General features: G+C 41.5%; 14 protein-coding genes. 13 read left to right on the plus strand and 1 reads right to left on the minus strand.

The features are described from left to right. The first annotated feature begins 432 nt into the window (after positions 1-432). Both AC3E7H_RS09245 and rpmH read left to right on the plus strand, forming a co-directional pair. Positions 433-1,647: a pyridoxal phosphate-dependent aminotransferase gene (locus AC3E7H_RS09245; RefSeq protein WP_045762715.1), complete on the plus strand. Its 1,215-nt coding sequence runs from the start codon at positions 433-435 to the stop codon at positions 1,645-1,647. Positions 1,648-1,791: 144 nt separating this feature from the next. After that, positions 1,792-1,926, plus strand: a complete 135-nt coding sequence (gene rpmH, locus AC3E7H_RS09250; protein ID WP_000831905.1) for a 50S ribosomal protein L34 — start codon at positions 1,792-1,794, stop codon at positions 1,924-1,926. 182 nt (positions 1,927-2,108) lie between these two features. Here rpmH and AC3E7H_RS09255 read toward each other — a convergent pair whose 3' ends face one another. Continuing rightward, positions 2,109-3,953 carry an APC family permease gene (locus tag AC3E7H_RS09255; protein ID WP_490676445.1) on the minus strand — a complete coding sequence of 615 codons (1,845 nt, stop codon included), beginning with the start codon at positions 3,951-3,953 and terminating at the stop codon, positions 2,109-2,111. A gap of 154 nt (positions 3,954-4,107) precedes the next feature. Here AC3E7H_RS09255 and AC3E7H_RS09260 point away from each other — a divergent pair, with 154 nt between their 5' ends. The 11 genes from AC3E7H_RS09260 to purR form a co-directional block, all read left to right on the plus strand. Then, positions 4,108-4,884 (plus strand): TatD family hydrolase, encoded by a 777-nt coding sequence (locus tag AC3E7H_RS09260; protein ID WP_490676446.1) that lies wholly within the window; start codon positions 4,108-4,110, stop codon positions 4,882-4,884. Beyond that, complete coding sequence (gene rnmV, locus AC3E7H_RS09265) at positions 4,881-5,444, plus strand: ribonuclease M5 (protein WP_490676447.1); 564 nt, start codon at positions 4,881-4,883, stop codon at positions 5,442-5,444. Before AC3E7H_RS09260 ends, rnmV begins: the two co-directional genes overlap by 4 nt. A 132-nt stretch (positions 5,445-5,576) precedes the next feature. Beyond that, entirely contained in the window at positions 5,577-7,004 is a 1,428-nt protein-coding gene (locus AC3E7H_RS09270; protein WP_490676448.1) for an SseB family protein, read from the plus strand. Between the two features lie 89 nt (positions 7,005-7,093). Then, positions 7,094-7,807: a dimethyladenosine transferase gene (locus AC3E7H_RS09275; RefSeq protein ID WP_490676449.1), complete on the plus strand. Its 714-nt coding sequence runs from the start codon at positions 7,094-7,096 to the stop codon at positions 7,805-7,807. A 19-nt stretch (positions 7,808-7,826) separates the two neighbouring features. Further along, a complete protein-coding gene (gene rsmA, locus AC3E7H_RS09280) occupies positions 7,827-8,699 on the plus strand; it encodes a 16S rRNA (adenine(1518)-N(6)/adenine(1519)-N(6))-dimethyltransferase RsmA (RefSeq protein ID WP_485681096.1) in 873 nt (290 codons plus the stop codon). A 1-nt stretch (position 8,700) separates the two neighbouring features. Then, positions 8,701-9,579, plus strand: a complete 879-nt coding sequence (gene rsgA, locus AC3E7H_RS09285) for a ribosome small subunit-dependent GTPase A (RefSeq protein WP_490676453.1) — start codon at positions 8,701-8,703, stop codon at positions 9,577-9,579. A gap of 10 nt (positions 9,580-9,589) precedes the next feature. Then, positions 9,590-10,246, plus strand: a complete 657-nt coding sequence (rpe, locus tag AC3E7H_RS09290; protein WP_485681094.1) for a ribulose-phosphate 3-epimerase — start codon at positions 9,590-9,592, stop codon at positions 10,244-10,246. Next, positions 10,209-10,871 (plus strand): thiamine diphosphokinase, encoded by a 663-nt coding sequence (locus AC3E7H_RS09295; protein ID WP_490676450.1) that lies wholly within the window; start codon positions 10,209-10,211, stop codon positions 10,869-10,871. The genes rpe and AC3E7H_RS09295 overlap by 38 nt, the downstream gene beginning before the upstream one ends. 1 nt (position 10,872) lies before the next feature. Continuing rightward, the gene (locus tag AC3E7H_RS09300) at positions 10,873-12,129 is read left to right on the plus strand and encodes a DNA recombination protein RmuC (RefSeq protein WP_490676451.1); all 1,257 of its coding nucleotides are present in this window, start codon (positions 10,873-10,875) and stop codon (positions 12,127-12,129) included. Beyond that, complete coding sequence (locus tag AC3E7H_RS09305) at positions 12,119-13,060, plus strand: 3'-5' exoribonuclease YhaM family protein (protein ID WP_414258606.1); 942 nt, start codon at positions 12,119-12,121, stop codon at positions 13,058-13,060. The genes AC3E7H_RS09300 and AC3E7H_RS09305 overlap by 11 nt, the downstream gene beginning before the upstream one ends. 102 nt (positions 13,061-13,162) lie before the next feature. Further along, a partial coding sequence (gene purR / locus AC3E7H_RS09310; protein ID WP_490676452.1) for a pur operon repressor occupies positions 13,163-13,718 on the plus strand: 556 nt, incomplete at its 3' end.

A 13,718-nucleotide genomic window follows, 5' to 3' on the forward strand; every position in this document is an offset into this window, starting at 1 on the left:
TTATTTGAAAATGCAAAAGTTTTAGTGTATAATACTAAGTGACAGGGCAAGGGAAAGAAGTCAGTGATATGGTAAAATTCTTTACAAACAGACTCGAATTAGCCCAGACATCGTCTATGTTGTTTGTTGAGTCGACTTATTTTTTCTTTGCGTTTTGCTGGACACAGGAAGAAATTCATGAGTTCATGCAACTATCATCCATAACGATGCCTTCGTTTCGATTCGAAGTTTATATGCGAGACTTTAGATTTAGATGTATGTCTTACTAGAGGTGCATATTTTTCTCTTTCTTCTCCCAAAATAGAAAGAAATCGACCTTGCTCTGTTTACCTTGCGTTAAGCAAGGTTTTTTTGTGGAATAGTAGTGGGCGATTTACGATTTTTCTATCAAGTGGTATAATATTAACTATCCTGATGAATTGAGGAAATCAAATGAAAGAATTTAACAAATCAATCAAATTAGAGCATGTGGCTTATGATATTCGTGGACCAGTTCTTGAGGAAGCCATGCGTATGCGAGCAAATGGAGAAAAAATCCTCCGTTTGAATACAGGGAACCCAGCTGAGTTTGGCTTTACAGCACCTGATGAGGTTATCCATGATTTGATTATGAATGCGCGTGATAGTGAAGGTTATTCAGATTCAAAAGGTATCTTTTCAGCCCGCAAAGCTATTATGCAGTACTGTCAGCTCAAAAAATTCCCAAATGTAGGTATTGATGATATCTATCTTGGAAATGGTGTTAGTGAGCTAATTGTTATGTCCATGCAAGGTCTCTTGGACAATGGCGATGAAGTCTTGGTTCCAATGCCTGACTACCCACTTTGGACAGCTGCAGTTAGCTTGGCTGGAGGAAATGCCGTTCACTACGTCTGTGATGAAGAAGCTGAATGGTATCCAGACCTAGATGACATTAAGTCTAAGATTAGTTCAAATACTAAGGCTATTGTTTTGATCAATCCAAATAATCCAACGGGGGCCCTCTATCCCAAAGAACTCTTGTTAGATATTATTGAGATTGCTCGTCAAAATGACTTGATTATCTTTGCGGATGAAATCTACGACCGTATGGTTATGGATGGCAATGTCCACACACCAGTAGCTAGTTTGGCTCCAGACCTTTTCTGTGTCAGCATGAATGGTTTGTCTAAATCTCACCGTATCGCTGGTTTTCGTGTGGGTTGGATGGTCTTGTCTGGACCTAAACATCATGTAAAGGGATATATTGAAGGTCTCAACATGCTTTCAAACATGCGCCTTTGTTCCAACGTCTTGGCTCAACAGGTTGTTCAAACTTCACTCGGTGGTCACCAATCGGTGGACGAATTACTCTTACCAGGTGGTCGTATCTACGAGCAAAGAAACTTCATTTATAATGCCATTCAAGATATCCCAGGTTTGTCCGCTGTTAAGCCAAAAGCAGGACTGTATATCTTCCCTAAAATTGACCGCAATATGTATCGTATCGATGATGATGAACAGTTTGTTCTTGATTTCTTGAAGCAAGAAAAAGTGCTTTTGGTTCATGGACGAGGCTTTAACTGGAAAGAACCAGATCACTTCCGTATCGTTTATCTGCCACGCGTAGATGAGTTAGCCCAAATCCAAGAAAAGATGACTCGTTTCTTGAAGCAGTATCGTAGATAAGGCTTTCATAGCAAAAAAGCTGGAAACATTTGCCAGAGCTATTGACAAATGCGAAAGAATCAGATAGAATAGTAAAGTATGTTTAGTAACTGATCACTTTATAGCCGGCTAAACGAATACAAAATCTATGAGGAGGTATTCATCGTGAAACGTACTTATCAACCAAGTAAATTACGTCGTGCGCGCAAACACGGATTCCGTAACCGTATGTCAACTAAAAACGGTCGTCGCGTATTGGCAGCTCGTCGTCGTAAAGGACGCAAAGTTTTGGCTGCATAATCCAAACGAATTCAACAAAGAAGTCAGTAGGAACTCGAGTCTACTGGCTTTTCTGTTGCCTAAAAAAGTGAATTTTCTAAAATACCTTTTTTAGAATAAAAACTTCAGCAGATGTATTGGAAAGACAGCATATAGAAAAAAGCTCAAAATCAGAAGGTGAATTTCTGATTTTGAGCTTTTCTTTATTCTTTCAAATGATAAGAGTAGCTGGCAACGACGACATCTTCGTGCCATCTGAGAGCATATTTTAATTTGAGGCTCATTTGATTGTGGAGGATATTTTGCCAAGGTTTATTAGGGATAAACTGGGGAACTAGAACTGTAACCGTGTAGTTCTTTTTCTTGGCTTCTTGAGAGATTTTTCGAACATAGCGAACTGTAGGAGTGATGATATCTCGATAGCTAGTATTAATGTTTTTTAGAGTGATATTTGGGAAGTAGTCGGCAAATTCTTGGAGGATTTCTTGGTCTTTTTCCTCCGTTTCCTTGGTGGAAATGTGCATAGCCAAAACTTCATCTCCAATGCTTTGAGCGTAATTAATCGCTCCGACGCTGACTCGGGTCACATTTCCCACTAAGACAAGGACGACATTACCATCGTAGGTTTTCTTTTGAATTCCTTCATAAAGTCGAAGCTGTTTAGCCACTTTTTGGTAATGACTGTGGATGGACAAAAAGAGGAAGGTTAAGACTAGGATAATTGGGAAGAAGGGCCAGATATCTCCAAGTCTGAAGAAGAGTAAGATAAGAACGATAGTATAACAAATGATAGCGCCGAGGATATTTGCGAAGGCAGACTTTAAGAAATGAGAGCCTTTTTCTTTTTTCCAGTGGCGAATCATCCCTGTTTGAGAAAGGGCAAAGGGGACGAAGACTCCGATAGTATAGAGAGGAATCAAGCGTTCTGTATTTCCGTTAAAAATGAGCAGAAGAATCATAGCGCCAAAGGCTAGTGTTAAGATACCGTTTGAGTAACCTAGGCGGTCTCCCTTCTCCATAAAGAGATGGGGCATGTATTTGTTCTTAGCCATGTTGTAGGCCAGCATCGGGAAGGCAGAAAAACCAGTATTTGCAGCTACGGCTAGGATGAGGGCTGTTGAAAATTGGAAGAGATAATAAACAATCTGACCGAGAGCTGAATCCCCTAAAATTCCTTTAGCCATCTGTGAAAGGATTGTTTCTCCGTGTTGAGGAGTAATCCCCATCCAGTAGTTTAGGAAGGTAATTCCTGTAAAGAGAAATCCAAGGATCAGAGACATGATGGTCAGTGTTTGAGCCGCATTCTTCTCTTTGGGAGTCTTGAAAAATGGAACAGCATTTGAGATGGCTTCGACCCCTGTTAGTGAAGCTGAACCGCTGGTAAAGGCTCTTAAAATCAGGACAATTGAGAGACTTGGGACAGTTTGACCAATTGCAGAAGTTGCATGATAGCTGAGAGAACCTGTCAATAGTTGGAAGATACCAAACAATAAGAGGAAGACCGTGCTAAAGATAAAGAGATAGACAGGGATCATCAGAGAACTAGCGGATTCCCTCAAGCCTCTCAGATTCAAAAGCATGAGTAAACAGACCAGAAAAATAGAAATGTGGAGGTTGTAGGGATGGAGAACAGGAAGTGCTGCTGTAATCGCATCAGCACCTGCAGCCACGGATACGGCTACTGTTAGCATATAGTCAACAAGCAAGCTTCCCCCAGCAATCAAACCGAGTTCAGGGGATAGGTTTTCTCGTGTTACCATATAGGCACCCCCACCTTGAGGGTAGGCATGGATGATTTGTCGGTAAGAAATGGTTAGACTAGCAAGTAGCAAGAGGACAAAAATGCCGATAGGGAGACTCCACCAAATAGCGAGGGGAGAAAGACTAGCCAAGACAAGAACGACCTGCTCAGGTCCATAAGCGATAGAAGATAGGGCATCACTTGAAAGCATTGCAAGTGCCTGTGTTTTTCCAAGTAGTCCTCCCTCGCCTTCAGTTAAGGACTTAAGGGGACGACCAATAAAGGTATATTTTAATTTCGTAAACATTTTCTTTCCTTTTCTGAAAATTTCAACAAGAGTTATTATACTGCTATGAAAATAAGTCGTCAAGAAAAAGTGAGTGATTTTAAAATATTTTTTCCTATAAGGATGAGAGCAGTTTTTTGGTATAATAGAAGGTAGAAAAAACGAGGAAATATAAATGATTTTTGATACACATACCCACTTGAATGTGGAAGAATTTTCAGGAAGAGAAGCAGAAGAAATAGCCTTAGCAGCTGAAATGGGTGTGACTCGGATGAATATTGTTGGTTTTGACAAACCGACTATTGAGCGTGCTCTAGAATTGGTGGACAAGTATGACCAACTCTATGCGACAATTGGATGGCATCCAACAGAGGCAGGGACCTATACAGAGGATGTTGAGAATTACCTGTTGGAGAAACTAAAACATCCTAAAGTTGTTGCCCTGGGTGAGATTGGTTTGGACTATCACTGGATGACAGCCCCTAAAGAAGTGCAGGAGCAAGTTTTCCGTCGTCAGATTCAGCTATCTAAGGATTTGGATTTGCCTTTTGTGGTCCATACCCGTGATGCGCTAGAAGATACCTATGAGATTATCAAAAGTGAGGGAGTCGGTCCCCGTGGTGGCATCATGCACTCCTTCTCAGGTTCTCTGGAATGGGCTGAAAAGTTTGTGGAGTTAGGTATGACCATTTCCTTTTCTGGAGTGGTTACCTTTAAAAAAGCGACAGACATTCAGGAGGCTGCCAAAGAGTTACCTTTGGATAAGATTTTGGTGGAGACAGATGCGCCTTACTTGGCACCCGTTCCCAAGCGTGGTCGTGAAAACAAGACAGCTTACACGCGCTATGTAGTGGACTTTATTGCAGATTTGCGTGGCGTATCGACAGAAGAATTAGCTGCTGCGACAAGTGCAAATGCGGAACGAATTTTTGGACTGGAAAGTAAATTATGAAAAAGAAAATTTCCCAAGTCGTCGTAGTCGAAGGGCGTGATGATACGGCCAATCTCAAACGTTATTTTGATGTGGAGACCTATGAGACTCGTGGCTCTGCTATCAATGAGCAAGATCTTGAACGAATCCAACGTCTACATCAACGTCATGGGGTGATTGTCTTTACAGATCCTGACTTTAATGGGGAACGCATTCGTCGTTTGATTATGACGGCTGTTCCATCAGTGCAACACGCTTTTCTCAAGCGTGATGAGGCAGTGCCTAAGTCCAAGACCAAAGGACGTTCCCTAGGAATCGAACATGCCAGTTATGAAGACTTGAAAACAGCGCTGGAACAAGTCACAGAGCAGTTTGAAGCAGAAAGTGACTTTGACATTAGCCGTAGTGACTTGATTCGATTGGGATTTTTGGCTGGAGCAGATAGCCGAAAACGCAGAGAATATCTAGGAGAGAGTCTACGTATTGGTTATTCCAATGGGAAACAACTTCTCAAGCGTTTAGAATTATTTGGCATCAGTTTAGCTGAAGTTGAAGATGCCATGAAATCATATGAGAATTGAGAAACCGTCCCAAAATGTAGGGGGAATATGATACAATAGAAGTAAGCATATACGGTTTAATCAGGCTTGATAGCAAGCATTAGAAAAGTGCTCCACAGGATTAGCCTTGTGTGGAGTTAATGAGGAAAAGTTATGGGAATCTTTGATTTTTTAAAAAAGACGGAAACTGCAGAGGCAGCTGAAATCACTGAAGCACAGAAAGAAACAGAAGAATCTAAAAACAATGCATGTATTGGAGTTCTAGATTTGTTCCCGATGAAGGAAACGAATCAATTATTGATTGTTGGGAGTCTAGAAGGTAGTATCAAGGTTGGGGATCAGTTGCAGTTTTGCAATCCCGACCAAGGAATGGAAAGTCTTGGTACTGTAGAGGTTAAAAAACTCAGCAGTCAGAATAAGGATGCAGATAGTCTAACTGATGAAGTTCTTGCCCATCTAGTGGTTGATAGGGTTCCTTCTTTGGATAAACTGAAAAAGGGAAGTGTGCTCTTTAGTTCAGGTGTTGAGGAAGAGCAAAAATTATCTAGCTATTCAGATGCTCTTTATCGTGCTTTTGTAGCCATCCAAGAAGGTCAATTGACTAATGAAGATTATTTAGCAGCTAGTCTTGATGATAGCGTAGAGATTTTACGTCTCTTTTTATGGAAATGCCGTCAAAATCAGGAAACTGAAAGTGAAGAAAGCTATCAAGCCAACACTCGTAAGTTGGAACGCCTAGCGGAAATCGTTAAAGATAAGCTCTTAGCAGCAGATGCAGTTTATGCTGTTTATTCGGAAAAAACAGGCGAACCCTATCTTTTCTCAACGACCTATGATAGGGGAGAAGAGGGGTATCTCTGTACGGATCCCATGATCATGCTTTTGACGCCATCTTGGTATCGCCAATTCAAGGAAACCATTGATAGTCGACCAAACTCTGTCGTAAAACTGATTGAAAATACGGAAGATAAAAAAGGGATTGAGAATTTCCTTGGAATAGCCTTTTACTTAAATGGTGCCTTGGGAGCAATCTTTAATTCCAAGGAAGTCAGCATCAGTGCCTCGGCTTTGGTTCAAAAACCAGATTATTCTAATTTGCCAGAAATACAAGTTCCTGTAATGAATCCTGACTTGGTAAGATGGATGCTGTTGATGGGACAATTGGATAGCCCGACGACAGAAGATGAAGAAGTAATTTATAAGCTCTATTATAAGTTCTTTTCAGAAGCTATGCCAAAAGCAAAGTTCCTAATTCCTTTAGATGCTGCTTCGGAATTTAAGGACGAGAGTCAGGAAGGAAGCTCCTTTGTCTTGGAAAAAGATTCTAGTTTCAACATACCAGTCAAAGAAGGAAAAGATGGGCGAAACTCTGTTCCAGTATTTACTGATTGGAAACGTCTGCGAATGGTCTTTGATGAAAAATGGAATGGCATGATTGAAGAAGCTGGAGGCATGATTGAAGGCTTTGACTATGCCATAAACCCAACTGAATACTATGAGGCGGGAGCTTATGTTAGTCTAACAGCTTTTAAAGAAATGCAAGAGCTCAGTGAGGAACTAGAAGGCAGAGCTAAAGATTAGAGAGTTTCTTTACATTGGGAAACTATATAGTTTTATCTACATCCTACTTGAACCACTAACCTTTTTCAAAGATTGTGAAAGGAAATGATATGGCAAATAGAACTTATATTTACTTAAAAAACGAAGATGAAGCCCGTATTCTAACAGAGGGAATTTACACAATACCCTATTTTTGGCAATTATTTTGGGATGAAGAAGATTTAAAAGCTCCGATTGCTCTCTGGGAAACAGCAGAAAAACTGGAAGAAGATGAAGAGCAAGCAGAAAGATTTTACCAAGAGCAGAATGTAGATATCTTGCTTTCTATTGAAAAATTCCAGCAGAATGCCCTCAAAAACCGATCTTTTTTAGAAGAGAATGCCCCACAATCCGTGCAACTATATGATGCCTTTGTCCGTTATATTCTTGCAAACGTAAAAGATGGTGATGTGCTCGGATTTGATCTTTTAGATGTTGTTTTTATGGACCAAGTGTCTGTTGTTTCTGATAAACTGTTAAAAAATATACGAGCTATTCGGGGAAATCAACCCAAAGATTTAGATTTTTCTTTGACAGAAAAGAACTTAATTGGTCTTGCTATGGGCTTTCCTGATTATTATGCTTCAGGATTATTGCCAGAAGACAATATTCTAGATTCGGATGCCTATCAGGATGAACTGAAGAAAATGAATCCCCAAGAAGATAAGAAAGTGCTCGATATGACTGGATCTGATTCAAAAGGGAACAAGCCTCGTGTTCTTTTAGTGTTTTGGATTTTGTTGGCACTAGGAATGATGTGGGTTTTATATATTATTTTTAGCTAATAAATAGAAAAGAGAATAAATGAGAATTGCAGATTATAGCGTGACCAAGGCAGTGCTGGAGCGTCACGGTTTTACCTTTAAAAAGTCCTTTGGGCAAAATTTTTTGACGGATACCAATATCCTTCAAAAAATTGTGGATACGGCTGAAGTTGATGATCAGGTCAATGTCATTGAGATTGGGCCAGGTATTGGTGCCTTGACTGAATTTTTGGCTGAGCGTGCAGCTGAAGTCATGGCCTTTGAGATTGACCACCGTTTGGTACCAATCCTAGCGGATACCTTGCGTGATTTTGACAATGTGACCGTAGTCAACGAGGACATTCTAAAAGTTGACCTAGCGCAACATATCCAGAATTTCAAAAATCCTAATTTGCCAATCAAGGTAGTGGCTAACTTACCTTACTATATCACAACTCCTATTCTCATGCACTTGATTGAAAGTGGTATTCCTTTTAGTGAGTTTGTGGTCATGATGCAAAAAGAAGTGGCGGATCGTATCTCTGCTCAACCAAATACCAAGGCTTATGGTAGCTTGTCAATTGCAGTTCAGTATTACATGACAGCCAAGGTTGCCTTTATCGTGCCTCGTACGGTCTTTGTACCAGCACCCAACGTGGACTCAGCTATCCTGAAAATGGTGCGTCGTCCAGAACCGGCGGTTGCGGTCGAAGATGAGAACTTCTTCTTTAAGGTTTCCAAGGCTAGTTTCACTCATCGTCGCAAGACCTTGTGGAACAACTTGACTGGTTACTTTGGGAAAACTGAGGAAATCAAGGACAAGCTGACCAAGGCTTTGGACCAGGCTGGACTGGCACCATCTGTACGTGGTGAAGCTCTTGGCTTAGAAGAATTTGCTAGTCTAGCAGATGCGCTTAAAGGACAAGGACTCTAAGATGCAGGGACAAATTATTAAAGCCTTGGCCGGTTTCTACTATGTGGAAAGTGATGGTCAAGTTTATCAAACACGCGCGCGTGGGAATTTTCGTAAAAAAGGCCATACACCCTATGTTGGAGATTGGGTAGAATTTTCTGCAGAGGAGAACTCAGAAGGCTATATATTGGAAATTCATGAACGAAAAAATAGTCTGGTTCGTCCACCCATTGTCAATATTGACCAAGCTGTTGTCATTATGTCCGTTAAAGAACCTGACTTTAATAGCAACTTGTTGGATCGGTTCTTGGTTCTCTTAGAACACAAGGGCATTCATCCTATCGTCTATATTTCCAAAATGGACTTGTTAGAGGATAGGGGAGAGCTGGATTATTACGAACAGACCTATGGTGCTATTGGTTACGACTTTGTGACTAGTAAGGAAGAGCTCTTGCCACTATTAACAAACAAGGTGACAGTCTTTATGGGGCAGACAGGTGTTGGGAAGTCAACCCTACTTAATAAAATCGCTCCTAACCTTAATCTAGAAACGGGAGAAATTTCTGATAGTCTAGGCCGTGGTCGTCATACCACTCGAGCTGTTAGTTTTTACAATCTCAATGGTGGGAAAATCGCAGACACACCAGGTTTTTCGTCGCTAGATTATGAAGTATCAAGTGCTGAAGAGCTGAACCAGGCCTTTCCAGAAATTGCTTCTGTTAGCCGAGACTGCAAGTTCCGTACTTGTACTCATACCCATGAGCCATCTTGCGCAGTCAAACCAGCAGTAGAAGAGGGGATTATTGCTACCTTCCGTTTTGACAACTATTTGCAATTCCTCAGTGAGATTGAAAATCGTAGAGAAACCTATAAAAAAGTCAGCAAAAAAATACCAAAATAAGGAGAAACCTATGTCTCAATACAAGATTGCTCCGTCAATTCTGGCAGCAGATTATGCCAACTTTGAACGTGAAATTAAACGCCTAGAAGCAACTGGGGCAGAATATGCCCATATCGATATCATGGATGGTCACTTTGTGCCACAAATCAGCTTTGGTGCAGGTGTGGTCGAAAGCCTTCGCCCCCATAGCAAGATGGTTTTTGATTGCCACTTGATGGTCTCTAATCCTGAACACCATCTAGAAGATTTTGCGCGTGCAGGGGCAGATATCATCAGCATTCACGTAGAGGCAACACCTCATATCCATGGCGCTCTTCAAAAGATTCGTTCTCTAGGTATCAAACCTTCTGTTGTTATCAATCCTGGAACACCTGTTGAGGCTATCAAGCACGTGCTTCACTTAGTTGATCAAGTCTTGGTCATGACGGTTAACCCTGGATTTGGTGGACAAGCCTTTCTGCCAGAAACCATGGATAAGATTCGTGAGTTGGTGGCCCTTCGCGAGGAAAAAGGTTTGAACTTTGAAATTGAAGTCGATGGCGGAATTGATGATCAAACCATTGCTCAAGCCAAGGAAGCTGGTGCAACAGTTTTTGTAGCAGGGTCTTATGTCTTTAAGGGAGATGTCAATGAACGAGTGCAAGCTCTCCGAAAACAACTGGACTAAAGTTGCAGTTTTTGCTGGTGGAGACCGTGGTCACTATCGAACAGATTTTGATTGCTATGTAGGTGTGGATCGAGGCTCGCTTTGGGTACTAGAGGAAAAACTTCCTCTTGCTCTTGCAGTTGGGGATTTTGATTCTGTGACTGTAGAAGAACGTCAGTTGATTCAGGCGAATGCCCAGTACTTTGTCCAAGCCCAGCCAGAGAAGGATGATACGGATCTGGAACTAGCGCTTTTAACGATTTTTGAAAAAAGTCCTCAAGCTCAGGTTACTATTTTTGGTGCCCTAGGTGGTCGCATCGATCATATGTTGGCCAATGTCTTCCTGCCCAGCAATCCTAAATTGGCGCCCTATATGCGTCAAATAGAGATTGAGGATGGGCAAAACTTGATTAGCTATTGCCCAGAAGGGACCAGTCAGTTAGAACAACGTTCGGACTATGATTACCTTGCTTTTATGCCTGTGAGGGATAGTCAGTTGACCATTATCGGAGCCAAGTATGAACTAACAGAGGAGAATTTTTTCTTTAAGAAAGTTTACGCTTCTAACGAATATATAGATAGGGAAGTTTCGGTGACTTGCCCGGATGGCTATGTGGTCGTACTGCATAGTAAGGACAGGAGGTAGGATGGAAAGTTTACTTGTTGTTTTATTAGTTGCTAATCTAGCCGGCCTCTTTCTCATATGGCAAAGGCAGGACAAGCAGGAAAAATATCTGACCAAGAGCTTGGAGGACCAAGCAGATAACCTATCAGACCAGTTGGATTATCGGTTTGAACAAGCTCGACAAGCTAGCCAACTAGATCAAAAGGACTTAGAAGTAGCTGTTAGTGACCGTTTGCAGGAGGTGCGAATCGAGTTGCACCAAGGCCTGACCCAGGTACGCCAGGAGATGAACGAAAACCTCCTCCAAACCAGAGATAAGACTGACCAACGACTACAGGCCTTGCAGGAGTCAAATGAGCAACGCTTGGAACAGATGCGCCAAACGGTCGAGGAAAAGCTAGAAAAGACCTTGCAGACACGATTGCAGGCCTCCTTTGAGACAGTTTCCAAACAACTAGAATCTGTCAATCGAGGTCTGGGTGAAATGCAAACTGTTGCGCGAGATGTCGGTGCGCTAAATAAAGTTCTTTCTGGGACTAAAACGCGAGGAATTCTAGGTGAATTACAACTGGGACAGATTATTGAAGATATCATGACACCTGCCCAGTATGAACGAGAATTTGCAACGATTGAAAACTCTAGTGAACGTGTGGAATACGCCATCAAGTTACCTGGGCAAGGTGACCAGGAATATGTTTATCTACCGATTGACTCTAAGTTTCCCCTGGCGGATTATTACCGTCTGGAAGAAGCCTATGAAGCAGGTGACAAGGACGAGATTGAGCGCTGTCGTAAGTCTCTCCTAGCAAGCGTCAAGCGTTTTGCCAAGGATATCAAGAGTAAGTACCTGGCGCCACCTCGAACAACCAATTTTGGAGTCTTGTTTGTTCCAACAGAAGGTCTTTACTCAGAAATCGTTAGAAATCCGATTTTCTTTGATGATTTGAGACGGGAGGAGCAAATTATCGTTGCAGGGCCAAGTACCTTGTCGGCTCTTCTTAACTCCTTATCAGTTGGCTTCAAGACTCTTAATATCCAAAAGAGTGCTGACCATATCAGTAAAACCCTAGCTAGTGTCAAAACAGAATTTGGCAAGTTTGGTGGGATTCTGGTCAAGGCACAAAAACATCTCCAACATGCCTCTGGCAATATTGATGATTTATTAAACCGTCGTACTACAGCTATCGAGCGAACGCTTCGTCACATTGAGTTATCAGAAGGTGAGCCTGTGCTTGATTTGCTCCAATTTCAAGAAGATGAGGAAGAATATGAAGATTAGTCACATGAAGAAAGATGAGCTTTTTGAAGGCTTTTACCTGATCAAGTCAGCTGACCTGAGACAGACACGTGCTGGGAAAAACTACCTAGCCTTCACCTTCCAAGATGACAGTGGAGAAATCGAAGGGAAGCTCTGGGATGCTCAACCCCACAATGTTGAAACCTTTACAGCGGGGAAAGTAGTCCACATGCAGGGACGCCGAGAAGTTTATAATAACACCCCTCAGGTTAATCAGATCACCCTTCGCTTACCTCAGCCTGGCGAACCCAACGACCCAGCGGACTTTAAGGTTAAATCTCCAGTAGATGCCAAAGAGATTCGTGAGTATATGGCGCAGATGATTTTTAAAATTGAAAATCCAATTTGGCAGCGAATTGTTCGGAATCTCTACACCAAATATGACAAAGAATTCTACTCCTATCCAGCTGCTAAGACCAACCATCATGCTTTTGAGACAGGTCTTGCTTACCATACTGCTACTATGGTTCGTTTGGCAGAAGCGATAGCAGATATTTATCCTCAGCTCAATAAGAGCTTGCTCTATGCGGGGATTATGTTGCACGATCTGGCCAAGGTTATTGAGTTAACAGGTCCCGACCAGACAGAGTACACAGTAAGAGGAAACCTTATTGGTCATATTGCTTTGATTGATAGTGAAATTACCAAAGCAGTAATGGAGCTTGGCATTGATGATACTAGAGAAGAGGTTGTACTTCTTCGCCATGTCATTCTCAGTCACCATGGTCTCCTTGAGTATGGTAGTCCAGTTCGTCCTCGAGTGATGGAAGCAGAAATTATTCATATGATTGATAATTTGGATGCCAGCATGATGATGATGACAACAGCTCTGGACCTTGTTGATGAGGGGGAAATGACCAATAAAGTCTTTGCTATGGACAATCGTTCCTTCTACAAGCCGAAATTAGACTAGAAACTAAAAAAATGAACTTTATTTAGGCAATAAAGTTCGTTTTTTTGCTTTAGTGTGTTATAATGAGAAAAAGACTAAATAAAAAAGAATGGTAAAAATATAATGAAATTAAGAAGAAGTGATCGGATGGTTGTCATTTCCAATTACTTGATTAACAATCCATACAAATTAACCAGTCTCAACACCTTTGCGGAAAAGTATGAATCTGCCAAATCGTCTATTTCTGAAGATATCGTCATCATTAAACGTGCTTTCGAAGAAATTGAAATCGGTCATATTCAAACGGTGACAGGTGCTGGTGGTGGTGTTATTTTTACACCATCGATCTCTACCCTTGAGTCTAAAATGATTATCGAAGAGCTTCGTGATAAACTTTCAGAGAGTGACCGTATTCTTCCAGGTGGCTACATTTATTTATCTGACCTATTGAGCACTCCAGCTATTTTGAAAAATATTGGACGTATTATTGCTAAGAGCTTTATGGACCAAAAGATTGATGCTGTTATGACGGTAGCGACCAAAGGGGTTCCACTTGCAAATGCAGTAGCAAATGTTCTCAACGTACCTTTTGTCATTGTCCGTCGTGACTTGAAAATCACAGAAGGTTCAACTGTGAGTGTTAACTACGTCTCAGGTTCTAGTGACCGTATTGAAAAAA

This window comes from Streptococcus sp. SCPM-O-B-15304 (M98), assembly GCF_058200215.1.

What these genes read in the sequence shown, in the direction of transcription:
- AC3E7H_RS09245 (WP_045762715.1), top strand. Translation starts at nt 433, where the DNA reads ATGAAAGAATTTAACAAATCAATCAAATTAGAGCATGTGGCTTATGAT.
- AC3E7H_RS09255 (WP_490676445.1), bottom strand. Translation starts at nt 3,953, where the DNA reads ATGTTTACGAAATTAAAATATACCTTTATTGGTCGTCCCCTTAAGTCC.
- AC3E7H_RS09260 (WP_490676446.1), top strand. Translation starts at nt 4,108, where the DNA reads ATGATTTTTGATACACATACCCACTTGAATGTGGAAGAATTTTCAGGA.
- rnmV (WP_490676447.1), top strand. Translation starts at nt 4,881, where the DNA reads ATGAAAAAGAAAATTTCCCAAGTCGTCGTAGTCGAAGGGCGTGATGAT.
- AC3E7H_RS09270 (WP_490676448.1), top strand. Translation starts at nt 5,577, where the DNA reads ATGGGAATCTTTGATTTTTTAAAAAAGACGGAAACTGCAGAGGCAGCT.
- AC3E7H_RS09275 (WP_490676449.1), top strand. Translation starts at nt 7,094, where the DNA reads ATGGCAAATAGAACTTATATTTACTTAAAAAACGAAGATGAAGCCCGT.
- rsmA (WP_485681096.1), top strand. Translation starts at nt 7,827, where the DNA reads ATGAGAATTGCAGATTATAGCGTGACCAAGGCAGTGCTGGAGCGTCAC.
- rsgA (WP_490676453.1), top strand. Translation starts at nt 8,701, where the DNA reads ATGCAGGGACAAATTATTAAAGCCTTGGCCGGTTTCTACTATGTGGAA.
- rpe (WP_485681094.1), top strand. Translation starts at nt 9,590, where the DNA reads ATGTCTCAATACAAGATTGCTCCGTCAATTCTGGCAGCAGATTATGCC.
- AC3E7H_RS09295 (WP_490676450.1), top strand. Translation starts at nt 10,209, where the DNA reads ATGAACGAGTGCAAGCTCTCCGAAAACAACTGGACTAAAGTTGCAGTT.
- AC3E7H_RS09300 (WP_490676451.1), top strand. Translation starts at nt 10,873, where the DNA reads ATGGAAAGTTTACTTGTTGTTTTATTAGTTGCTAATCTAGCCGGCCTC.
- AC3E7H_RS09305 (WP_414258606.1), top strand. Translation starts at nt 12,119, where the DNA reads ATGAAGATTAGTCACATGAAGAAAGATGAGCTTTTTGAAGGCTTTTAC.